Source organism: Streptomyces sp. GLSS-08 (assembly GCF_056387915.1).
In genome coordinates, this window is the sequence record NZ_JBWJAQ010000028.1 from 13,451 (window position 1) to 33,952 (window position 20,502).

Below are 20,502 nucleotides of genomic sequence, written 5' to 3' on the forward strand. Positions count from 1 at the left end.
TAGCGTCAAACGCGCATGACTGCACGTGAGTTGTCGGTAAAGAATGCACTCGGTGACCGAGATTTTTCCTATGAGGATTTGAACTGATCACAAGAAGGTCACTAGGGTCAGCCTCGAACCTCCGCTCGGGTGATCACTCATTGGGAGTGACGGTGGAGGGACACCGCCCGTCGGCGCATCGGCAGGCGGCTGGAGGAAGAAGGAGCTCGCCTTCGTGGCGTCCCACCGTCGACCCAAGCAGCCGAGCCGCACTCGCGTGACCGTGCTCACCACCGCTGCTGCCGCCGCAGTTGCCCTCAGCTCGCAGGCCGCGAACGCCGCGCCGAGCGAGAAGCCGAGCAAGGACGAGGTCAAGTCCAAGGTCGACAAGCTTTACGAAGACGCCGAGAAGGCCACCGAGAAGTACAACGGGGCCAAGGAGAAGCAGGACAAGCTCGAGAAGCAGATCGGCACCCTGCAGGACAACGTCGCCCGCGGTCAGGAAGAGCTCAACGACCTGCGTGACGGCCTCGGTTCGCTGGCCACCGCCCAGTACCGCTCCGGCGGCATCGACCCCTCCCTCCAGCTCTTCCTCTCCTCGGACCCGGACGACTACCTCGACAAGGCGTCCACGCTCGACCAGTTGAGCGGCCAGCAGGTCGAGTCGCTGAAGAAGATCCAGGAGAAGCAGCGCTCGCTCGCCCAGCAGCGCCAGGAAGCCTCGACCAAGCTCAAGGACCTCGCCGAGACCCGCACCGAACTCGGCAAGAAGAAGAAGGAAGTCCAGGGCAAGCTCGCCGAGGCGCAGAAGCTCCTCAACACCCTGACGGCCAAGGAGAAGGCCGCCCTCGACGCGGAGCAGACGCGCGCCACCCGCACCAGCGAGCGCAGCGCCCTCGACACCGACTCCGCCGCCAAGCCCGCCTCCGGCCGGGCCGGCGCCGCGTACGCCGCCGCGCAGACGAAGATCGGTTCGCCGTACGTCTACGGCGCCACCGGCCCCAGCTCCTTCGACTGCTCGGGACTCACCTCGTGGGCCTACGCCCAGGCCGGTGTCTCCATACCGCGCACCTCGCAGGCCCAGGCCAACGCCGGTACGCGCATCTACTCGCAGAGCGACCTCCAGATCGGCGACCTGGTCATCTTCTACGGAGACCAGCACCACGTGGGTCTCTACGCCGGCAACGGCCAGGTGCTCCACGCCCCGCGCACCGGCACGGTCGTGCGCTACGAGTCGATCGGCAACATGCCCTTCCAGTTCGGCGTCCGCATCTGACGCGTTCTGTCCGGTCGGGCCACGTCGGCCGTCCCGGAAAGCCCTCACCACACCGCCCGAACGGGCGAATCGGTGTCGCTCCCGCTGACCCCGCGCCCCGCTGATGACCTGCGTCTGAAGCGGGGCGTCACGGTGTGTGGCCGTCGGGGTCGTTGGCCGGTGCGTAGCCGCCCGGCTACTGTCTGGCGCGTTTCCCCCATTCCGGGGGTCCGTCAGCGGAGGGAGAGCGGCTACCCGTGGGGTCCCATCGTCGCCTTGCACCATCCGGGTTCGACCGGGGCGCGACCAGCGCCGCCGTCTGTGTGCTGTCCGCCGCGGCCGCGGCCCTGGGCGCCGTGCCGGCACTCGCCGAGCCCGAGGACGACACCCGGTCCGCCGTGGACCGACTGTACGAGCAGGCCGAGCAGGCCACCGAGGCGTACAACAAGGCCGACGAGCGTGCCGACACCCTGCGCGAGCAGGTGTCCACGGCTCAGGACGAGATCGCCCGCCAGCAGGAGCGCATCAACACCATGCGGGACGCGCTCGGCTCGCTGGCCGGAGCCCAGTACCGCTCCGGTGGCATGGACCCCTCGCTCGCCCTGCTGTTCTCCGACGACCCGGACGACTACCTCGACAAGGCCGCCGTGCTCGACCGCATCGGCGCGCACCAGGCGGGCGAAATCAGGAGGCTCCGGACGGCCATGCGCGACCTCGCCCAGCGGCGTGACGAGGCGAGCGGCAAGCTCGCCGAGCTGGACAGGAGCAGCAAGGCCGTCGCCCGGCACAAGAGGACCGTCGTGCAGAAGCTGAACCGGGCACGCCGGCTGCTCGACTCGCTGCCGTCCGCGGAGCGCGCGGCCTACGACCGGGCCTCCCGCTCCGGACGCCCCGGCATGCCCGGCTTCGAGGGTGCGGCGCCGTCCTCGGGCCGCGCGGCCGCCGCCGTCGCCGCGGCACGCTCCGCGCTCGGGCGCCCGTACGTGTGGGGCGCCAGCGGGCCCGGCGGCTTCGACTGTTCTGGCCTGATGCAGTGGTCGTACGCGCAGGCGGGTGTCGGTCTGCCGCGCACCTCGCAGGCGCAGCGGTACGCCGGCCGGCAGGTGCCGCTCTCCCAGGCGCAGCCCGGCGACCTGGTGACCTACCGGTCCGACGCGAGCCACATCGCGATGTACATGGGCAACGGCCAGGTGATCCACGCCCCCTACCCGGGCGCGCCGGTGCGCTACGACCCGGTGGGCATGATGCCGGTCTCCTCGGTGACGCGGGTCTGACCCTCACGCGGCCCGGTCCGATGCCGCGGGCCCGGTCCCAAGGTCCGGTTCCGGCCGGGTCCCGGGCAGCGGGCCTACGGCCCGGCCCGGCCGCCGTACGATCGGGAACGTGGCTGGTCGTGGGCGCGTGCCGGGGGTGGTGGCGAGCTGTGTGCTGCTGCTCGTCGCCCTGGTGGGCTGCTCGGGCCGGCCGGCGCACGACACCGCCGCCGACACGGTCCAGGGTGTCCTCGACCGGCGGGCCGCCGCGGTCCTGCACCGGGACGCCGCCGCCTACCGCGCGACCGGGGCGGCCCCCGGGCTGGCGAACCTGCGCGAAGTCCCGCTGGCCGCCTGGTCCTACCGGCTGACCGGCTTCCACCGCACCGGCGACCGCGCCACCGCCGACGTGGACCTGAGCTACCGCGTCGAGGGCTACGACCGGGCCCCCGTCACCACCGGCCGCACCCTGCGCCTGGTCCGCGGCGAGGGGCGCTGGCGCGTCACCTCCGACAGGCCCGCCAAGAAGGCGGCCGAGCAGTTGTGGGAGCAGGGGGCCGTCAGCGTCGTACGCGGCGAGCACAGCCTCGTCCTCGGCGCGGGGCAGTCGCGGGAGACGCTGCGCCGGTTCGCGGGCCTTGCGGACCGCGCGGTGCCCGCGGTGTCGCGGACGTGGGGCACGGACTGGCCGGGGCACGTCGTCGTGCTCGTACCGAAGTCGTTGGAGGGGATGGCGGGGCTGCTCGGCGCGGCGGCTTCCGGGTACCGGGGGATCGCGGCCGTCACCACGGGCGAGGCGGGCGGACCGGCGAGGGCGCCCGCGGACCGGATCATCATCAACCCGGAGGCGTACGGCGTCCTCGGCGACCTCGGCAGACAGGTCGTGCTCACCCACGAGACCACCCATGTCGCCAGCCGCGCCCACACCACGGCGGCCACGCCCCTGTGGCTGTCGGAGGGGTACGCCGACTGGGCCGGCTACCTCGGCAGCGGTCGGCCCGCCGTCCAGGTCGCACCGGAGCTTCAGCGCGCGGTGGCCGACGGGCGGTTGCCCGCCGCGCTGCCCGAGGACGCGGACTTCGGCTTCACCGGGGACGCGGCGAGGCTCGCGCGGGCGTACGAGGGCGGCTGGATGGCCTGCCGGCTGATCGCCGACCGCTGGGGCGAGGTCCGGCTGAACGACTTCTACCGCGCCGTCGGCGCCCACCGGCAGCGCGCCGGGGCCGTCGAGGGCGCCCTGCGGGACGTCCTGCACACGACACCCGAGGCGTTCACGGGGCGGTGGCGGGAGTACCTGCGGGCGCAGCTCGGCTGACCGGGGGCGCGGGCCTGCCCCCGTGTCCCGGTGTGCCCTCAGGACGAGGTCAGGGTCTCCCTGGTGCGGGTCGCCTGCCCGGGGACGGTGGGGGCCGGCTGGGAGACCGTGCCGCGCCACAGTTCCAGGGCCCCGGTGAGGGTGGCGGCCACCAGCAGGCCGTTGCGCGCGAGGAGAAGGGCGATCCCGAGGGCGTCGCTCGCGACCACGTGTGAGAACCACAGCGGGAACTCCAGGACGGTCGCCGGGGCCGCCGCCAGGACCAGTGCGGCCGGCCGGGTCATCCGGGTGCCGCGGAAGCACAGGCAGACCGCCGCGAGCCCCACCAGCCACACCATGTACTGCGGGCTGATCACCCGGCTCGTGGTGGTGAACATGAGCCCCGCCACGAACGCGGCCTCGACGAGGGTGTGCGCGAGGAACCGCCGGGCGCACAGCCGCCACAGCAGCATCCAGCCGAACGCGACCGCGGTGAGGAGGAGCGCCGCCCCGCTCACCAGTTTGACGTGCGCGCCCACGAACTCCACCGAGCCGTAGTTGAGCAGCACCTCACCGTCCCAGCCGAAGTGCCGGGCGACATGGAGGACGAGGGAGCCGAGCGACTCCACCTCCGTGCCGCGGTTGCGCTGGAAGGCGAGGAAGGAGAACGCCCCGGGCATCGACACCGCGCACAGCAGGGCGAGGCCCCCGACGGTCACCGCGGCCGAGGCCCAGGCCCGCTTGGCGCTCCCCCTGGCAGCGCCCACCAGCACCAGCACCGGCCACACCTTCAGCAGCGCGCCGAGACCCGCGAGCGCCCCCATCGTGCGGGGGTGGCGCACCCCGGCCAGCAGCGCGGCGACGGCCACCGCCGTCACCATCACGTCGTAGCGGGCATACACCGTCGGGCCGAGCAGGGCGACGCCCGCCACCCACATCCAGGCCCCGCGCGGCGACTTGCCGGGACGCAGCCCCGCGTACCGGAGCAGCGCGAACACCAGCAGATCGGCGAGGAGGGCCAGTACGAAGAAGGCCGAGGTGTAGTCGAGGAAGGGCAGCAGGGCGGGGGAGAGGACCGCGAGCGCGGCGGCGGGCGGGTACTGCCAGGTGACGTCGTCCAGCGGGAACGTCCCCGTACGCAGCACCTCGTACCAGCCCTGGTAGATGACGGAGACGTCGCTCGTGACGTCGGGGCCCGGGAAGGTGAACACCTTGAAGACGAAGAGGAGCAGCAGCAGTCTGGTCAGGCCCCAGGTCCCCGGGAGCGCGTACGGAAATCCTTCCCCCCTTGTGCCGGTCATGCCCACCTGGCCCTCGTTCGTCCGGATCCCGTGCGGTTTCGCGCAGTCATGATGGCCTGCGGGGCTGCGCGACGGCCATGAAGCGCGGCCGTACGGAGCTGTGAGTACGGCCGGGAGGGCGGTTGGGTAGGGTCGGGCGCGATGGACAAGACCCTGATCGTGACCAACGACTTCCCGCCCCGGCCCGGCGGCATCCAGGCGTTCCTGCACAACATGGCGCTGCGGCTGGATCCCGGGCAGCTCGTGGTCTACGCGTCGACCTGGAAGCGCGGCCGTGAGGGTGCCGAAGCGACGGCCGCCTTCGACGCGGAGCAGCCCTTCACCGTCGTACGGGACCGGACGACGATGCTGCTGCCGACGCCCGCGGCAACCCGGCGGGCGGCCGGCCTGCTGCGCGAACACGGCTGTACGTCGGTGTGGTTCGGGGCGGCGGCACCGCTCGGCCTGATGGCGCCGGCGCTGCGGAAGGCGGGCGCCCGGCGGCTCGTGGCCACCACGCACGGCCACGAGGCGGGCTGGGCGCAGCTGCCGGCCGCGCGCCGACTCCTGCGCCGGATAGGCGAGTCCACGGACACGATGACCTATCTCGGTGAGTACACGCGCTCCCGGATCGCCTCGGCGCTCACGGCCGAGGCCGCCTCCCGCATGGTCCAGCTGCCGCCCGGCGTCGACGAGAAGACGTTCCATCCCGGCTCGGGCGGCGACGAGGTCCGTGCCCGGCTCGGTCTGACCGACCGGCCCGTCGTCGTCTGCGTCTCCCGGCTCGTCCCGCGCAAGGGCCAGGACACGCTGATCCGCGCCCTGCCGCGCATCCTGGCCCGGGAGCCCGAGGCGGTGCTGCTCGTCGTCGGCGGCGGCCCGTACGAGAAGGAGCTGCGCCGGCTCGCGCACGACACCGGCGTGGCCGGCTCGGTCCGCTTCACCGGCGCGGTGCCCTGGTCGCAGCTGCCCGCGCACTACGGCGCCGGTGACGTCTTCGCCATGCCCTGCCGTACGCGCCGCGGCGGGCTCGACGTCGAAGGGCTCGGGATCGTGTACCTGGAGGCGTCCGCGACCGGGCTGCCCGTGGTCGCCGGGGACTCGGGCGGCGCGCCCGACGCCGTGCTCGACGGGGAGACCGGCTGGGTCGTCCGCGGAGGCGCGCCCGAGGAGGCCGCCGACCGGATCGTCGCCCTGCTGGGCGACGCGGAGCTGCGCCGCCGGATGGGGGAGCGGGGCCGCGCATGGGTCGAGGAGAAGTGGCGCTGGGACCTCCTGGCGGAACACCTGAAGGAACTTCTGTAGCGCCCCGCCAGCGACGCGGGGAACGGCGCGAGCGACCACGACGTTGGGTCACCCGCAGGCGAGACCCTGTCCCCACGGTGAAGGGGCGCCCGGTCAGGGGCGCGGGGAACGGCGCGAGCGACCACGACGTTGGGTCACCCGCAGGCGAGACCCTGTCCCCACGGTGAAGGGGCGCCCGGTCAGGGGCGCGGGGAACGGCGCGAGCGACCACGACGGTGGGTCACCCGCAGGCGAGACCCTGTCCCCACGGTGAAGGGGCGCCCGGTCAGGGGCGCGAGGAACTGCGCGAGCAACCACGACGTTGGGTCACCCGCAGGCGAGTCCTCGCCCCCCATGGCGTAGGGGCGCCCGGTCAGGGGCGCGGGGAACGGCGCGGGCAACCATGACGGTGGGTCACGCGCAGGCGAGTCCCTGTCCCCACGGTGAAGGGGCGCCCGGTCAGGGGCGCGGGGAACGGCGCGAGCAACCACGACGTTGGGTCACCCGCAGGCGAGACCCTGCCCCCCATGGTGAAGGGGCGCCCGGTCAGGGGCGCGAGGAACTGCGCGAGCGACCACGACGGTGGGTCACGCGCAGGCGAGTCCTCGCCCCCCATGGCGTAGGGGCGCCCGGTCAGGGGCGCGGGGAACGGCGCGGGCGGCCACGACGGTGGGTCACCCGCAGGCGAGTCCCCGCCTCCATGGCGAAGGGGCGCCCCGTCAACGACGCGGGGAACGGCGCGAGCAACCACGACGTTGGGTCACCCGCAGGCGAGACCTCGCCCGCCCCCACGGCGAAGCGGCGCCCCCGGCCAGGGCACCGCCCTGCCGCGGACAGCCCCCCGGCACCTGGGACGTACCCCGGGCGTCAGCCCCGATAGATCGCCTCGATCTCGTCGGCGTAGTCCTTCGCCACCACGTTGCGCTTGAGCTTCAGGGACGGCGTGAGATGCCCCGACTCCTCGGTGAACTGGTACGGCAGCAGCCGGAACTTGCGCACCGACTCCGCCTTGGACACCGCCGCGTTGCCGTCGTCCACGGCGGCCTGGATCGCGCTCAGCAGATCCGGGTCCTCCCGCAGCGACGCCGCCGTGGACCCCGCCGGCTTGCCGTGCTCCTGCGCCCAGCGGCACAGGAACTCCTCGTCGACGGTGACCAGCGCGCCCACGAAGGGTCGCCCGTCGCCGACCACCATGCACTCCGCGACCAGCGCGTGCGCCCGGATGCGGTCCTCGATCACGGCGGGGGCGACGTTCTTGCCGCCCGCCGTGACGATGATCTCCTTCTTGCGGCCGGTGATGCGCAGGTAGCCGTCCTCGTCGAGGGTGCCGATGTCACCGGTGTGGAACCAGCCGTCCGCCAGCGCCTCGGCGGTCGCGCCCTCGTTGTTCCAGTATTCCTTGAACAGGTGATCGCCGTGCAGCAGCACCTCACCGTCGTCCGCGATGCGCACCACGGAACCGGGCAGCGGCTGGCCGACCGTGCCGATCTTCGTGCGGTCCCACGGGTTGAACGCGGTCGCGGCGCAGGACTCGGTGAGGCCGTAGCCCTCCAGGACCGTGAAGCCGATGCCGCGGAAGAAGTGGCCGAGGCGCTCGCCGAGCGGGGCGCCGCCGGAGATCGCGTACTCGCCGCGTCCGCCGAGCACCGCGCGGAGCTTGCTGTAGACGAACTTGTCGAACGTCCGGTACTTGATCTTCAGACCGAGGGACGGGCCCGAGGGCGTGTCCAGCGCGCGGCTGTACGCGATCGCCGTGTCCGCCGCCTTGTCGAAGATCCGGCCCTTGCCGTCCGCCTGCGCCTTGGCGCGTGCCGAGTTGTACACCTTCTCGAAGACGCGCGGCACACCGAGGATCAGCGTCGGCCGGAACGAGGCCAGCTCGTCGGTGAGGTTCTTGATGTCCGGGACGCAGCCGAGCTTGATCGGCGCCATCATCGGCGCCACCTGCACCAGGCGCCCGAAGACGTGCGCCAGCGGCAGGAAGAGCAGGACCGAGCACTCGCCCGTGCGGAACAGCGGACGCAGCCGCTCCACGATGTTGCCGCACTCCGCGAAGAAGCTGCGGTGGGTGAGGACACAGCCCTTGGGGCGCCCGGTCGTGCCGCTCGTGTAGACGATGGTCGCCGGGTCGTCCGCCTTGGCGGCCGAGCTGCGCTCCTCGACGGTCTCGTCGGAGACGTCCTTGCCCGCGCGTTCCAGCTCCTCGACACCGCCGGCCTCGATCTGCCAGACGTGCCGGAGGGCGGGCAGCCCGTCGCGCACCGACTCGACGGAGGCCGCGTGCGTGTCCAGCTCGACGATGCAGGCGGTCGCGCCCGAGTCGCCCAGGATCCACTGCACCTGCTCCGCCGAGCTGGTCTCGTACACCGGCACGGTGACCGCGCCCGCGCTCCAGATGGCGAAGTCGAGCAGCGTCCACTCGTAACGGGTGCGGGACATCAGCCCGACCCGGTCGCCGGGCTGCACGCCCGACGCGATCAGGCCCTTGGCCGCGGCCCGTACCTCGGCGAGGAAGGTGGTGGCGGTCACGTCCGTCCACGTCCCGCCCACCTTGCGGGCGATGACGGCGACATCGGGATGCTGCGCGGCGTTTCTGCGGACGATGTCGGTCAGATTGCCGTCCGCAGGGACCTCGTACAAAGCCGGAAGGCTGAACTCGCGCAAGACTGCTGCTCCTCATAGGGCGCCGGCGCCACGACTCTGTGTGATGCGACGGTGCGTCCAAGGCTCGGGCAGGTGCTCGTGGACGTCATGGTTGAAATCCTGAGCACGACTGGACGGCCCGGACGTTACCCGCCGGTATGGCCTCTCCGACAGGGGGTCCTGGTGAGATGTTCTATGCGTCACACGTGTTGGCGTTCCTTGGCGCACAGTAGTCCAAGCCCTTCGGAACCAGCCAGTAACCGCAGGTCCGACCGCCTCTGTTCACGTTTGCCGCACACGCCTACGCTTGATCGTCATGGCACCCACACGAGGCGGTAACCGAAGGACGCGCGTCCATGTCGTCAGCGACGTGCATGGCAACGCGCGCGACCTGGCGAGGGCCGGGGAGGGCGCCGACGCCCTGATCTGCCTCGGTGACCTGGTGCTCTTCCTGGACTACGCCGACCACTCGCGCGGCATCTTCCCCGACCTGTTCGGCGCCGAGAACGCGGACCGCATCGTCGAGCTGCGCACGGCCCGCCGCTTCGAGGAGGCCCGGGAGTTCGGGGCCCGGCTGTGGGGCGGGATCGGCGCGGACCGGGGCGCCGCCATCGAGAAGGCGGTACGCAAGCAGTACGCCGAACTGTTCGCCGCGTTTCCGACGCCGACGTACGCCACCTACGGCAATGTCGACATGCCGACGTTGTGGCCGGAGTACGCCGGACCCGGTACGACCGTGCTGGACGGCGGGCGGGCGGAGATCGGCGGATGGGTCTTCGGGTTCGTCGGCGGCGGCCTCAGAACCCCCATGCGCACGCCGTACGAGATCAGCGACGAGGAGTACGCGGCGAAGATCGAGGCGGTCGGTGAGGTCGACGTGCTGTGCACGCACATCCCCCCGGAGGTGCCGGAGCTGGTGTACGACACGGTGGCGCGCCGTTTCGAGCGCGGCAGCCGCGCCCTGCTGGACGCGATCCACCGCACCCGCCCGCGCTACTCGCTCTTCGGCCACGTCCACCAGCCGCTGGTCCGCCGGATGCGCATCGGGGCGACCGAGTGCGTGAACGTCGGGCACTTCGCGGGGTCGGGCCGGCCCTGGGCGCTGGAGTGGTGACGGGCGGCGGGCGGCCGGACGCGGTGCCGGGGGGCAGGTCCGCGCGCGGTAGCCTTCACGCTGCACACACGTGCGCAGCACCCTTCCTCACCGGACCGCATCTGGAGGAGCCACCGCGATGGCGGAACACACCAGCTCGAGCATCACGATCGAGGCGGCACCGGCCGACGTCATGGCGGTGATCGCGGACTTCGCCCGCTATCCCGACTGGACCGGCGAGGTGAAGGAGGCGGAGGTGCTCGCCACGGACGCGCGGGGCCGCGCCGAGCAGGTGCGTCTCGTCATGGACGCGGGTGCCATCAAGGACGACCAGACGCTCGGGTACACCTGGACCGGCGACCACGAGGTCTCCTGGACCCTGGTCAAGTCCCAGATGCTGCGCTCGCTGGACGGCACGTACCTCCTGAAGCCGGCCGGTGCCGGCGCCACCGAGGTCACCTACCGGCTGACGGTCGACGTCAAGATCCCCATGCTCGGCATGATCAAGCGCAAGGCCGAGAAGGTCATCATCGACCGCGCACTGGCCGGCCTGAAGAAGCGAGTGGAGTCCGGCGACAAGTAGCCCCCGCGGCACCTGGATTCCGGACACCTCCCGACCCGGCCCGGAATCATCCAGCCCATCCGTCCGGTCATCACTCAACCCGGGCCGGAATCATCAGCCCGTCTGTCCGGACACCTCCCGACCCGGGCCGGAATTATCAGCCCGTCCGGCGTTTGAGGACGAGCCCTTCGGGCGACCGGCGCCCACCGGACCAAGGCCGACTCGCGACAACCGCCAGGCAGGCAAACTCGCCCGGACGCCCCCGGCCCCGCCGCAAGAGACCCAGGTGAGCCCGGCCCCCCCCGGCCGGCAAGGCCCAGGTACCGTTCACCCCCATGCGCACCATCCTGATCACCGGCCAGGGCGGCACCGGCCGCACCACCGTCGCCGCGGCCACCGCGCTGAAGGCCGCCCGCGAGGGCACCCGCACCCTCGTCCTGAGCGCCGACCGCACCGACACCCTCGGCGCCGTCCTCGGCGTCCGCACCGGCGCGGAGCCCGTCGAGGCCGCACCGAACCTGGCCGCCTGGCGCCCCGACGCGGCGGAACGCTTCCGCGACGACCTCACCGCCTTCCAGGAGCGCGCCACCAGCGCCCTCGACCTCCTCGGCGCCACCCGCCTGGACGCCGAGGAAGTCACCCCGCTGCCCGGCGCCGAGGAACTCGCCCTGCTCCGCGCGCTGCGCGACGCGGCGACCTCGGGCCCGTACGACCTGCTGGTGGTGGACCTCCCGCCGGCCCCGCAGGCGCTCGCCCTCCTCTCCCTCCCCGAGGAGCTGCGCCGCTATCTGCGCCGGCTGCTCCCCGCGGAACGCCAGGCGGCCCGCGCCCTGCGCCCTCTGCTCGGCCGGCTGGCGGGCGTACCGATGCCCGCGGAGTGGCTGTACGAGACGGCCGCCCGCTGGGACGTCGAACTGGCCGCCGCGGAGGCGGTCGTCGGGGACCGCGCCACGACCGTACGGCTGGTCGCCGAACCCGGTCCGGCCGGTGCCGACGCCGTACGCGCCGCCGCCACCGCCCTCGCCCTGCGGGGCCTGCGCGTCGACTCCCTGGTCGCCAACCGGGTCCTGCCCGGCGCCCCGAAGGACCCGTGGGCGGCCGCGCTCGCCGCCCAGCAGTCCAAGGCGCTGGACGAGTGGCGGGGCACGTACGCCCTCCACGAGGTCCCGCACCTCGGTCACGACCCCCGCGGCGGCGACGACCTCACCGCGCTCGCCGTCCCCGGTGCGGGTGAATCCGGGCAGCCGGTCGAGTGGCCCGTCACCGACCACCTCGCCGACGACGGGGTGCTCGTCTGGCACATCCCGCTCCCCGGCGCGATACGCGAGGAACTGGACCTGGTCCGCCGCGGCGACGAACTCGTCGTCTCCGCCGGGCAGTTCCGCAGGATCGTCCCGCTGCCGTCCGTCCTGCGCCGCTGCACGGTGGCCGGCGCGGCCCTGCGCGACGGCGAGCTGCGCGTCCGTTTCACCCCCGATCCCGGGCTGTGGCCGCAGGGCAGGTGACCGGATCGCGGGCGCCGCCGGGACACCGGGCCGCGGACACGTGAACCGCATACCCCCGTTCGGGTAACGTCGGAGGGACGAACCGTAGTCAGGAGTCCGCCATGAGCGAAGAGCGCCCCACGTCCGACGCCGCTCAGCAGGGGGCCGACGAGGTGCGAGCCGCCGACGCCGACGCCTGGGCGAAGGCGTGCGCCGAGGACCTCGCGGCGGAGAAGGCCCGCCGCCGGTCCGAGCAGGGCACGCCGCCCGGCTCCGCCGCCGAGGAACTGCGCAGACTCGTCGACGCCGTCGCCGACAAGCTGTCCGGCCTCCAGTCGCCCCTGTTCAACAGCGTCGCCTCGGGCGCGGCCCAGCAGATGGTCAGCCAGGTCGTGCAGCAGGCCAAGGCGGCGGTGGAACCGGTCATAGAGCGCAACCCGGACGTCTTCGACCACCTGGCCGCCGCCGGCTCCGAGCTGCTCGCCGCCTACCGCTCGGCCGTCGAGGCCCAGGAGCGCCGCTGGACCGCACGGGGCACGGACCCCCGCGAGGAGGGCCCCGGTCCCGGGGAACACATCGACCTGGACTGAGGCCCCCTCGGGTACGGTTGGCCGTAGCGGGGCTCGACCGAAACTGAGGGATTCATGGGACTCACCATCGGCGTCGACATCGGCGGCACGAAGATCGCGGCCGGCGTGGTCGACGAGGAAGGCAACATCCTCTCGACCTTCAAGGTGCCGACCCCCACCACACCGCAGGCGATCGTGGACGCCATCGCCGCGGCCGTGGAGGGTGCCCGCGCGGGCCACGACATCGTGGGCGTGGGCATCGGTGCAGCCGGTTACGTCAACCGTCAGCGCTCGACCGTGTACTTCGCGCCGAACATCGACTGGCGGCAGGAGCCGCTGAAGGACGAGGTCGAGGCCCGCGTCGGCCTGCCCGTCGTCGTCGAGAACGACGCGAACGCCGCCGCCTGGGGGGAGTACAGGTTCGGTGCCGGCAAGGGGCACCGCAACGTCATCTGCATCACCCTCGGCACCGGTCTCGGCGGTGGCATCATCATCGGCAACAAACTGCGGCGCGGGCACTTCGGCGTGGCCGCCGAGTTCGGCCACATCCGGATGGTCCCGGACGGTCTGCTGTGCGGGTGCGGCAGCCAGGGCTGCTGGGAGCAGTACGCGTCCGGCCGGGCCCTCGTCCGGTACGCCAAGCAGCGGGCCAACGCGACCCCCGAGCGCGCGGAGACCCTGCTCTCGCTGGGCGACGGCACCCCCGACGGCATCGAGGGCAAGCACATCTCGATGGCGGCGCGGCAGGGCGACCCGGTGGCGGTGGACTCCTACCGCGAGCTGGCCCGCTGGGCGGGCGCCGGTCTCGCCGACCTGGCGTCCCTCTTCGACCCGTCCGCCTTCATCGTCGGCGGCGGTCTCTCGGACGAGGGCGAGCTGGTCCTCGACCCGATCCGCAAGTCGTACAAGCGGTGGCTGGTCGGCGGCAACTGGCGGCCGGTGGCCGACGTCATCGCCGCGCAGCTCGGCAACAAGGCCGGTCTCGTCGGGGCGGCGGACCTGGCCCGGGAGCCCGACCCCGTCATGTGACGCACTCGCTCCGCACAGCGCCCGCCGCTCCCCGAAGGGGACCGGCGGGCGCTGCCGTGCGCCGGACGCGGCCCGGCACCGCGGCGCGGCGGACCGCGCGGGGCAGGTGGCGCCGGGACCCTGCGCCGGGTCCGGCTGCCGTATCTTGATCGGCATGTCTGCGAGCACGCCGAGCGCGACCCGTCCGCTGCCCGACTCCCGTACCGACGCCGACGGTTCGGCCGTCGTCCGAGTGCTCAGCTACAACATCCGGTCGATGCGTGACGACACCGACGCGCTCGCCCGGGTGATCAGGGCCTGCGCACCCGACCTGGTCCTCGTCCAGGAGGCGCCGCGCTTCTTCCGCTGGCGCAAGAAGCTGGCCCGGCTCGCGGCGGCCTCGGGGCAGGTGGTCCTGTCGGGCGGTGCCACGGCCGCCGGTCCCGCCGTCCTGTGCAGTCTGCGCGCGACGGTCGAGCACACCGAGGACGTGCTGCTCCCGCTCACCCCGGGTCTGCACCGGCGCGGCTTCGCGACCGCGGTGGTCCGCTTCGGCGGCGCCCGCCTCGGCGTCCTGAGCTGTCACCTCTCGCTGCAGAAGGACGAGCGGTACGAGCAGGCGGGGCTGCTCGTCGACCGTCTCGCCGGACTCGGCACCCGGCACGCCGTCGCGGGCGGCGACCTCAACGAACGCCCCGGCGGCCGGGCCTTCGAGCGTCTTGGTGCCAGCCTCCGGGACTGCTGGGCGACCGCGCCCTGGGGCGGCGAGCACACCTCGACCCCGGCCGCGCCCCACCAGCGCATCGACGCGATCTTCGCGACCCCCGGCATCGAGGTCCTGGGGTGCGGGGTGCCGCTCGGCCAGCCGGGGGTGACGGAGGCGGACCTGAGGGCGGCCACGGACCACCTTCCGGTGCTGGCCGCCATCAGGATTCCCGCCGGCTGAGCCGGCGCCGGACGCGCGAGGGGCCCGGCCGGACGATGTCCGGCCCGGCCCCCGATGTCACGCGGTGTCAGACGACAGCTCCCCGTCCGGGGTCGTCCTCGCCCTCGTCGTCGCCCCGCATGCGCATCACCAGCGTGGCGAAGCCGCCGAGGAAGCCGCCGATGCCGAGGGTGGCGAGCCACCACGTCATGTCCCAGCCGAGCAGGACGGCGAGGAGCAGCAGCACGGGACCGCCGAGCACCGCGAGCCAGGCGAACTTGGCCGTGGTGTCGGCCGCGGGCAGCGGGGGCGGCTCGGGCGGCACGAAGTGGCCCTCGTCGTCGTCGCCGAAGTCGTCGTCGAGGGCGTCGGGGGACTCGTAGTCGCGGGGGCCGCCGGTGACGCCGGGTGCGAAGGCGACCGAGCTGCCGAGCGGTCTCGCGGACGCCGGGGGCTCCTGCGGGCGCCGCGACGGGTCCCCCTGGTCCGGGGCTCCCGCCTCCGGATCGCCCGTGCCGGCGTCGCCCGCGTCCGAGTCGTTCGTCTCCGGGGCGAGCAGGGCCAGGTCCTCGACGGACTTGAAGGGCTTCGAGCCGGGCGGGTCCGGCGGCTCGGCACCGTATCCCGCGACGATCGCCGCCCAGGCGGCCTGCTCGTCGAAGGGCACGCTCTGCTCGTCCCCGAGCGGCGGGTCCTTCTCGTCGGGCTCGCCGCGGTCCGCGTCGTACTCAGCCACCGGTGGCCGTCCCTTCCTGCTGACTCACCCGACCCGCTTCGGACTCCTTGCCGACGGCGGGCGCGAGCCGGCCGATGAACGCGTAGCTCTCGTCGAAGATCCGGTCCGCGTCATGGTCCAACGTCGCGACGTGGTAGCTCTGTTCCAGCAGGATCTCGGTCACGTCCGTGGACGACACGCGGCCGAGGATGCGCGCCGAGTCCGCGGGCGGCACCACGTGGTCCTGGGGGCTGTGCAGCAGCAGCATCGGCTGGGTGACCTGCGGCAGCTCGGCGTCGACGATCCGGAAGAAGTTCCGCAGGGAGTGGGCGGCGTGCAGCGGCACCTTGTCGTAGCCGATCTCGACGCCGCCCTCCTTGGCGATGTCGCTGGTGAGCCCCTTCGTCGTGCGCACGACGTGCCGCAGGACCGGAAGGGCGTACGCGGAGAGTCCGTGCACCTTGTTCGCCGGGTTGACGACGACGATGCCGCTGATGTCGTCCCCGTGCCGGGCGGCCAGCCGCAGGGTCAGGGCGCCGCCCATGGACAGCCCGCAGACGAACACCCGGGTGCACCGCTCCCGCAGGGCACGCAGCTCGCGGTCCACCTCCGCGTACCAGTCCTGCCAGCCGGTGAGCTGCATGTCCTCCCAGCGCGTGCCGTGCCCGGGAAGCAGCGGCAGCGCGACGGTGAGACCGCGCTCGGCGAGATACTCCGCCCAGGGCCGCAGCGACTGCGGGGAACCGGTGAAGCCGTGGCAGAGGAGGACGCCGATCTCTCCGCCTTCGTGGCGGTACGGCTCGGCTCCGGGAAGGACCGGCACCTTCGGTCTCCTTGTTCATGAGGGGGGCGGGAACGGTCATGGGGCGTGCGGGCGAACGGAAGACGGCACGACGACTGCGGCAGGACGGCCGCCCGAGGTTCGGGGCGTACTTCACCGTACGCGACCGCGCTGACACCGACCAGGGTCGTCGGGGCCATTGGCGGTGCTCCGGGTTAAGGTCTCACCGACGACACAGGAGGCACTCGGTTGATCTACGGCGCAATGAAGTTTTCCATCGGGGGGCCGCTGAAGCTCGCCTTCAGGCCCTGGGTGGAAGGCCTCGAGAACATTCCCGCCGAGGGCCCCGCGATTCTGGCGAGCAATCATCTGTCGTTCTCGGACTCCTTCTTCCTCCCCGCGGTCCTCGACCGCAAGGTGACCTTCATCGCGAAGGCCGAGTACTTCACGACGCCCGGCATCAAGGGGCGGATGACTGCGGCCTTCTTCAAGGGCGTGGGCCAGCTGCCGGTGGACCGCTCCGGCGGGCGCGGCGCGGGCGAGGCGGCCATCAGGAGCGGGGTCGACGTCATCGAGCGCGGTGAGCTGTTCGGGATCTACCCCGAGGGCACGCGCTCGCCCGACGGCCGTCTCTACCGGGGCAAGCCGGGCGGCCTCGCGCGCGTGGCGCTCGCCACCGGAGCCCCGGTCATCCCGGTCGCCATGATCGACACGGAGAAGATCCAGCCCCCGGGCCAGGTGATGCCCAAGCTGATGCGGCCCGGCATCCGCATCGGCAGGCCGCTGGACTTCAGCCGGTACGGCGGCATGGAGCACGACCGCTTCGTGCTGCGCGCGCTGACCGACGAGGTCATGTACGAGATCATGAAGCTCTCCGGCCAGGAGTACGTCGACATGTACGCGACGGCCGCCAAGCGGCAGATCGCGGAGGCGGCGAAGGCGGAGAAGGAGGCCGAGAAGGCCGCCAGGGCGGCCCTCGCGCAGGCGGAGAAGGAGCGGGCCCAGGCCGCGAAGGACCTGGCGCAGCAGGAGACGGACCACAAGGAACGGGCACAGCGGGAACGGTCCGGCTCGTAGCCGCGTCCGTCGGGGTGGGGTGGGGGACATGGCCAGACGCGAGAGAGTCATGAGGATGTCGGTCGAGCAGCCGCTGTGGCGTGCGCTCACCGCGTACCGCGTCCTCACCCTGTGCTACGCGATCGGTCTCTTCGTCACCGCGTACGACGAATTCCCCCGCCCCTGGGTGGCCGTCGCCTACTACGTGGTGCTGGCCGCGTGGACCCTCGCGACCCTGCCCCGGGTCTCCGGCGCCGCAGCCTGCACCAAGCCGTTCCTCACCGCCGACCTCACCGTCGCGCTCGTCGGCGTCCTGCTCACCCGGGTCGCCGACGACGTGTCCCGGATAGAGGCGGGCGGCCCGACCCTGCCGTCGATCTGGACCGCCGGGTCCGTCCTGGCCTTCGCGATCAAGGGCGGCTGGCGCTGGGCGGCCTTCGCCTCCACGCTGGTCGCGGTGGTCAACGTCGCCGAGCGCGGCGCCCCGACCCGCGACACCGTCCACAACGTGATCCTCGTCTGGGTCGCCTCCATCGCCATCGGTTACGTCGTCGAGGTCGCCCGCGCCTCCGAGCGGACCCTCGCCCGGGCGCTGGAGATCGAGGCCGCGACCCGAGAACGCGAGCGCCTGGCCCGTGACATCCACGACGGGGTGCTCCAGGTCCTCGCCATGGTGCAGCGGCGCGGTGCGGTGCTCGGCGGCGAGGCGGCCGAACTGGGCCGGCTGGCGGGCGAGCAGGAGGTGGCGCTGCGCTCGCTGGTGTCCGGCGGCCTCGTACCGGTCTCCCGGGTCTCCGAGGACGCCGCGCTCGGGGCCGTCGTCCGCGCGGTCGACGAGCCGGACGACGACACGGACGGCGACCCCGTCGACCTGCGTCCCCTGCTCGCCCGGTACGCCCGCGCGCACGTCACCCTGTCCGAGCCCGGCGCGCCCGTGCCGCTCGCCCCGGCCGCCGCCCGGGAGCTGGCCGGCGCGGTCGGCGCCGCCCTGGACAACGTCGCCAGGCACGTCGGCGAGAGCGCCCGCGCCTGGATCCTGCTGGAGGACGAGCCGGACGCGGTGATCGTGACCGTGCGAGACGAGGGCCCCGGCATCCCGGAGGGGCGGCTCGCGCAGGCAGAGGGGGAGGGGCGGCTCGGGGTCGCCCTCTCGATCCGCGGCCGGCTGCGCGACATCGGCGGCACCGCCGAGCTGATCTCGGTCCCGGGGCAGGGCACGGAGGTCGAGCTGAGGGTCCCGAAGGCGGCGCGGGAGGCCGCGGAGACACGCTGACCCGGACGCCGGTGCCGGTGCGGGTGCCTCCGAGAACGACGAGCAGAACGACGAACGAGAACGACGAACGAGAACGACGAGCAGGACGACGACAACGCGATGACGAGGACGACGGGGCAGTGATGACGGACATGACGGGGGCCACGCAGGCCGCACAGCAGGTGGGCAAGGATCCGATCAGGGTGATGGTCGTCGACGACCACCCCATGTGGCGCGACGCGGTCGCGCGCGACCTCGCCGAGGCCGGCTTCGACGTGGTCGCCACGGCCGGCGACGGCGAGCAGGCCGTACGCCGGGCCCGGGCCGTCTCGCCGGAGGTCCTCGTCCTGGACCTGAACCTGCCCGCCAAGCCCGGCGTCCAGGTCTGCAAGGAGCTGGTGGGAGCCGATGCCGCGCTGCGCGTCCTGGTCCTGTCGGCCAGCGGCGAGCACGCGGACGTCCTGGAGGCGGTCAAGTCCGGCGCCACCGGCTACCTGGTGAAGTCCGCGTCCACGGAGGAACTGATCGACGCGGTGCGCCGTACGGCGGCCGGCGACCCGGTGTTCACCCCCGGTCTCGCGGGCCTGGTCCTCGGCGAGTACCGCAGGCTCGCCTCCGAGCCCGCACCCGCCGCCGGGGACGAGCCCAGGGCCCCGCAGCTCACCGACCGGGAGACCGAGGTCCTGCGCCTGGTCGCCAAGGGACTGAGCTACAAGCAGATCGCCGAGCGCCTGGTCATCTCGCACCGCACGGTGCAGAACCACGTGCAGAACACCCTGGGCAAGCTCCAGCTGCACAACCGGGTGGAGCTGGTGCGCTACGCCATAGAGCGGGGCCTCGACGACGCCTGACGCGCTGCCGGGAGCGCCGAAACCCCACCTTCGAGTGAAGTGCGTGATCAACTCCCGGACATTGCACCGGAATTGACCATCCGCCCCATGCCGAAGTGACCTGGATCACTACTAGCGTGAGTCCTGTCAGGCATCCCCGGCGAAGGGACTTTCCATGCGGGTCGGAGTACTGACCGGAGGCGGCGACTGCCCCGGGCTCAACGCCGTCATCCGGGCCATCGTCCGCAAGGGCGTGCAGGAGTACGGCTACGACTTCGTCGGCTTCCGGGACGGCTGGCGAGGTCCCCTGGAGAACCGCTCCGTGCGGCTCGACATCCCGGCCGTGCGCGGCATCCTGCCCCGCGGCGGCACCATCCTCGGCTCCTCGCGCACCAACCCTCTCAAGCGGGAGGACGGTATCCGCCGGATCAGGGAGAACCTCGCCAAGCAGGAGGTCGGAGCGCTCGTCGTCATCGGCGGCGAGGACACCCTCGGGGTGGCCGGGCGACTCAACGACGAGTACGGCATCAGCACCATCGGCGTCCCGAAGACCATCGACAACGACCTCTCCGCCACCGACTACACCTTCGGCTTCGACACCGCCGTCGGCATCGCCACCGAGGCCATCGACCGGCTGCACACCACCGCCGAGTCCCACATGCGCGTCCTCGTCTGCGAGGTGATGGGGCGGCACGCGGGCTGGATCGCCCTCCACTCGGGCCTCGCCGGCGGCGCGAACGTGATCCTGATCCCCGAGCAGCGCTTCGACGTCGACCAGGTCTGCGCCTGGGTGACCTCACGCTTCAAGGCCTCGTACGCCCCGATTGTGGTCGTCGCCGAGGGGGCCATGCCCAAGGACGGCGACATGGTCCTCAAGGACGGCACGCTCGACTCCTTCGGGCACGTCCGGTTGTCCGGGGTCGGCGAATGGCTGGCCAAGGAGATCGAGCGGCGCACCGGCAACGAGGCGAGGACCACGGTCCTCGGGCACGTCCAGCGCGGCGGCACCCCGAGCGCGTTCGACCGCTGGCTCGCCACCCGGTTCGGACTGCACGCCATCGAGGCGGTCCGCGACGGCGACTTCGGCACGATGGTCGCCCTGCGCGGCACGGACATCGTCCGCGTCCCGATCTCGGAGGCGACGGCCAGGCTGAAGACCGTCGACCCGAAGCTGTACGAGGAGGCCGGCGTCTTCTTCGGCTGATCCCGGCCCTCGTCGGCCGGGGCACACCGATGCCC

Annotated in this window: 18 protein-coding genes; 14 read left to right on the forward strand and 4 right to left on the reverse strand. The window is 72.7% G+C overall.

Annotated features, from left to right (window positions below; translation table 11 throughout):
- Nucleotides 1-214 precede the first annotated feature (214 nt).
- The 3 genes from AC0ZLC_RS31545 to AC0ZLC_RS31555 all read left to right on the forward strand — a co-directional run bounded on the left by AC0ZLC_RS31545 (nucleotide 215) and on the right by AC0ZLC_RS31555 (nucleotide 3,802).
- A complete protein-coding gene (locus tag AC0ZLC_RS31545; RefSeq protein WP_476755356.1) occupies nucleotides 215-1,255 on the forward strand; it encodes a C40 family peptidase in 1,041 nt (346 codons plus the stop codon).
- Nucleotides 1,256-1,491: 236 nt separating this feature from the next.
- Nucleotides 1,492-2,508, forward strand: coding sequence for a C40 family peptidase (locus AC0ZLC_RS31550; protein ID WP_476755357.1), 1,017 nt, complete (start codon nucleotides 1,492-1,494; stop codon nucleotides 2,506-2,508).
- A gap of 109 nt (nucleotides 2,509-2,617) precedes the next feature.
- A complete protein-coding gene (locus AC0ZLC_RS31555) occupies nucleotides 2,618-3,802 on the forward strand; it encodes a hypothetical protein (RefSeq protein ID WP_476755358.1) in 1,185 nt (394 codons plus the stop codon).
- A 38-nt stretch (nucleotides 3,803-3,840) separates the two neighbouring features.
- Here the strand turns inward: AC0ZLC_RS31555 and AC0ZLC_RS31560 are convergent, their stop codons facing one another.
- Complete coding sequence (locus AC0ZLC_RS31560) at nucleotides 3,841-5,082, reverse strand: glycosyltransferase 87 family protein (RefSeq protein ID WP_476755359.1); 1,242 nt, start codon at nucleotides 5,080-5,082, stop codon at nucleotides 3,841-3,843.
- 141 nt (nucleotides 5,083-5,223) lie between these two features.
- On the opposite strand from AC0ZLC_RS31560, the gene AC0ZLC_RS31565 reads away from it, so the two are divergent.
- Nucleotides 5,224-6,366, forward strand: a complete 1,143-nt coding sequence (locus AC0ZLC_RS31565; RefSeq protein ID WP_476755360.1) for a glycosyltransferase family 4 protein — start codon at nucleotides 5,224-5,226, stop codon at nucleotides 6,364-6,366.
- An 846-nt stretch (nucleotides 6,367-7,212) separates the two neighbouring features.
- Here AC0ZLC_RS31565 and AC0ZLC_RS31570 read toward each other — a convergent pair.
- Nucleotides 7,213-9,009 carry an AMP-dependent synthetase/ligase gene (locus tag AC0ZLC_RS31570; protein WP_476755361.1) on the reverse strand — a complete coding sequence of 599 codons (1,797 nt, stop codon included), beginning with the start codon at nucleotides 9,007-9,009 and terminating at the stop codon, nucleotides 7,213-7,215.
- 295 nt (nucleotides 9,010-9,304) lie between these two features.
- Between AC0ZLC_RS31570 and AC0ZLC_RS31575 the strand changes: the two genes are divergently transcribed.
- The 6 genes from AC0ZLC_RS31575 (at nucleotide 9,305) to AC0ZLC_RS31600 (ending at nucleotide 14,650) form a co-directional block, all read left to right on the forward strand.
- Nucleotides 9,305-10,102 carry a metallophosphoesterase family protein gene (locus AC0ZLC_RS31575; RefSeq protein ID WP_476755362.1) on the forward strand — a complete coding sequence of 266 codons (798 nt, stop codon included), beginning with the start codon at nucleotides 9,305-9,307 and terminating at the stop codon, nucleotides 10,100-10,102.
- A 118-nt stretch (nucleotides 10,103-10,220) separates the two neighbouring features.
- Entirely contained in the window at nucleotides 10,221-10,664 is a 444-nt protein-coding gene (locus AC0ZLC_RS31580) for an SRPBCC family protein (protein ID WP_388790575.1), read from the forward strand.
- A 314-nt stretch (nucleotides 10,665-10,978) separates the two neighbouring features.
- Nucleotides 10,979-12,148 carry an ArsA family ATPase gene (locus AC0ZLC_RS31585; protein ID WP_476755363.1) on the forward strand — a complete coding sequence of 390 codons (1,170 nt, stop codon included), beginning with the start codon at nucleotides 10,979-10,981 and terminating at the stop codon, nucleotides 12,146-12,148.
- Between the two features lie 101 nt (nucleotides 12,149-12,249).
- Complete coding sequence (locus tag AC0ZLC_RS31590) at nucleotides 12,250-12,717, forward strand: DUF5304 domain-containing protein (protein ID WP_476755364.1); 468 nt, start codon at nucleotides 12,250-12,252, stop codon at nucleotides 12,715-12,717.
- Nucleotides 12,718-12,771: 54 nt separating this feature from the next.
- Entirely contained in the window at nucleotides 12,772-13,725 is a 954-nt protein-coding gene (locus AC0ZLC_RS31595; protein WP_476755365.1) for an ROK family glucokinase, read from the forward strand.
- A 154-nt stretch (nucleotides 13,726-13,879) separates the two neighbouring features.
- Nucleotides 13,880-14,650, forward strand: coding sequence for an endonuclease/exonuclease/phosphatase family protein (locus AC0ZLC_RS31600; protein ID WP_476755366.1), 771 nt, complete (start codon nucleotides 13,880-13,882; stop codon nucleotides 14,648-14,650).
- Between the two features lie 67 nt (nucleotides 14,651-14,717).
- Here AC0ZLC_RS31600 and AC0ZLC_RS31605 read toward each other — a convergent pair whose 3' ends face one another.
- Nucleotides 14,718-15,365: a hypothetical protein gene (locus tag AC0ZLC_RS31605; RefSeq protein ID WP_476755367.1), complete on the reverse strand. Its 648-nt coding sequence runs from the start codon at nucleotides 15,363-15,365 to the stop codon at nucleotides 14,718-14,720.
- Nucleotides 15,358-16,167 carry an alpha/beta hydrolase gene (locus tag AC0ZLC_RS31610; protein WP_358853517.1) on the reverse strand — a complete coding sequence of 270 codons (810 nt, stop codon included), beginning with the start codon at nucleotides 16,165-16,167 and terminating at the stop codon, nucleotides 15,358-15,360. Before AC0ZLC_RS31610 ends, AC0ZLC_RS31605 begins: the two co-directional genes overlap by 8 nt.
- Nucleotides 16,168-16,389: 222 nt before the next feature.
- Here AC0ZLC_RS31610 and AC0ZLC_RS31615 point away from each other — a divergent pair, with 222 nt between their 5' ends.
- From AC0ZLC_RS31615 to AC0ZLC_RS31630, 4 genes are all read left to right on the forward strand, one after another.
- A complete protein-coding gene (locus tag AC0ZLC_RS31615) occupies nucleotides 16,390-17,202 on the forward strand; it encodes a lysophospholipid acyltransferase family protein (protein ID WP_476755368.1) in 813 nt (270 codons plus the stop codon).
- Nucleotides 17,203-17,230: 28 nt separating this feature from the next.
- Nucleotides 17,231-18,454 carry a MacS family sensor histidine kinase gene (gene macS / locus AC0ZLC_RS31620; protein ID WP_476755369.1) on the forward strand — a complete coding sequence of 408 codons (1,224 nt, stop codon included), beginning with the start codon at nucleotides 17,231-17,233 and terminating at the stop codon, nucleotides 18,452-18,454.
- A 122-nt stretch (nucleotides 18,455-18,576) separates the two neighbouring features.
- The gene (locus AC0ZLC_RS31625) at nucleotides 18,577-19,284 is read left to right on the forward strand and encodes a response regulator (RefSeq protein WP_476755370.1); all 708 of its coding nucleotides are present in this window, start codon (nucleotides 18,577-18,579) and stop codon (nucleotides 19,282-19,284) included.
- A gap of 154 nt (nucleotides 19,285-19,438) precedes the next feature.
- Complete coding sequence (locus AC0ZLC_RS31630; RefSeq protein ID WP_476755371.1) at nucleotides 19,439-20,467, forward strand: 6-phosphofructokinase; 1,029 nt, start codon at nucleotides 19,439-19,441, stop codon at nucleotides 20,465-20,467.
- Nucleotides 20,468-20,502 lie beyond the last annotated feature (35 nt).

Bases quoted from the DNA above. Each gene is read 5' to 3' on its own strand.
- AC0ZLC_RS31565 (WP_476755360.1), top strand. From the start codon at position 5,224: ATGGACAAGACCCTGATCGTGACCAACGACTTCCCGCCCCGGCCCGGC.
- AC0ZLC_RS31625 (WP_476755370.1), top strand. From the start codon at position 18,577: ATGACGGACATGACGGGGGCCACGCAGGCCGCACAGCAGGTGGGCAAG.
- AC0ZLC_RS31585 (WP_476755363.1), top strand. From the start codon at position 10,979: ATGCGCACCATCCTGATCACCGGCCAGGGCGGCACCGGCCGCACCACC.
- AC0ZLC_RS31590 (WP_476755364.1), top strand. From the start codon at position 12,250: ATGAGCGAAGAGCGCCCCACGTCCGACGCCGCTCAGCAGGGGGCCGAC.
- AC0ZLC_RS31595 (WP_476755365.1), top strand. From the start codon at position 12,772: ATGGGACTCACCATCGGCGTCGACATCGGCGGCACGAAGATCGCGGCC.
- AC0ZLC_RS31560 (WP_476755359.1), bottom strand. From the start codon at position 5,082: ATGACCGGCACAAGGGGGGAAGGATTTCCGTACGCGCTCCCGGGGACC.
- AC0ZLC_RS31630 (WP_476755371.1), top strand. From the start codon at position 19,439: ATGCGGGTCGGAGTACTGACCGGAGGCGGCGACTGCCCCGGGCTCAAC.
- AC0ZLC_RS31600 (WP_476755366.1), top strand. From the start codon at position 13,880: ATGTCTGCGAGCACGCCGAGCGCGACCCGTCCGCTGCCCGACTCCCGT.
- macS (WP_476755369.1), top strand. From the start codon at position 17,231: ATGGCCAGACGCGAGAGAGTCATGAGGATGTCGGTCGAGCAGCCGCTG.
- AC0ZLC_RS31580 (WP_388790575.1), top strand. From the start codon at position 10,221: ATGGCGGAACACACCAGCTCGAGCATCACGATCGAGGCGGCACCGGCC.
- AC0ZLC_RS31615 (WP_476755368.1), top strand. From the start codon at position 16,390: ATGAAGTTTTCCATCGGGGGGCCGCTGAAGCTCGCCTTCAGGCCCTGG.
- AC0ZLC_RS31575 (WP_476755362.1), top strand. From the start codon at position 9,305: ATGGCACCCACACGAGGCGGTAACCGAAGGACGCGCGTCCATGTCGTC.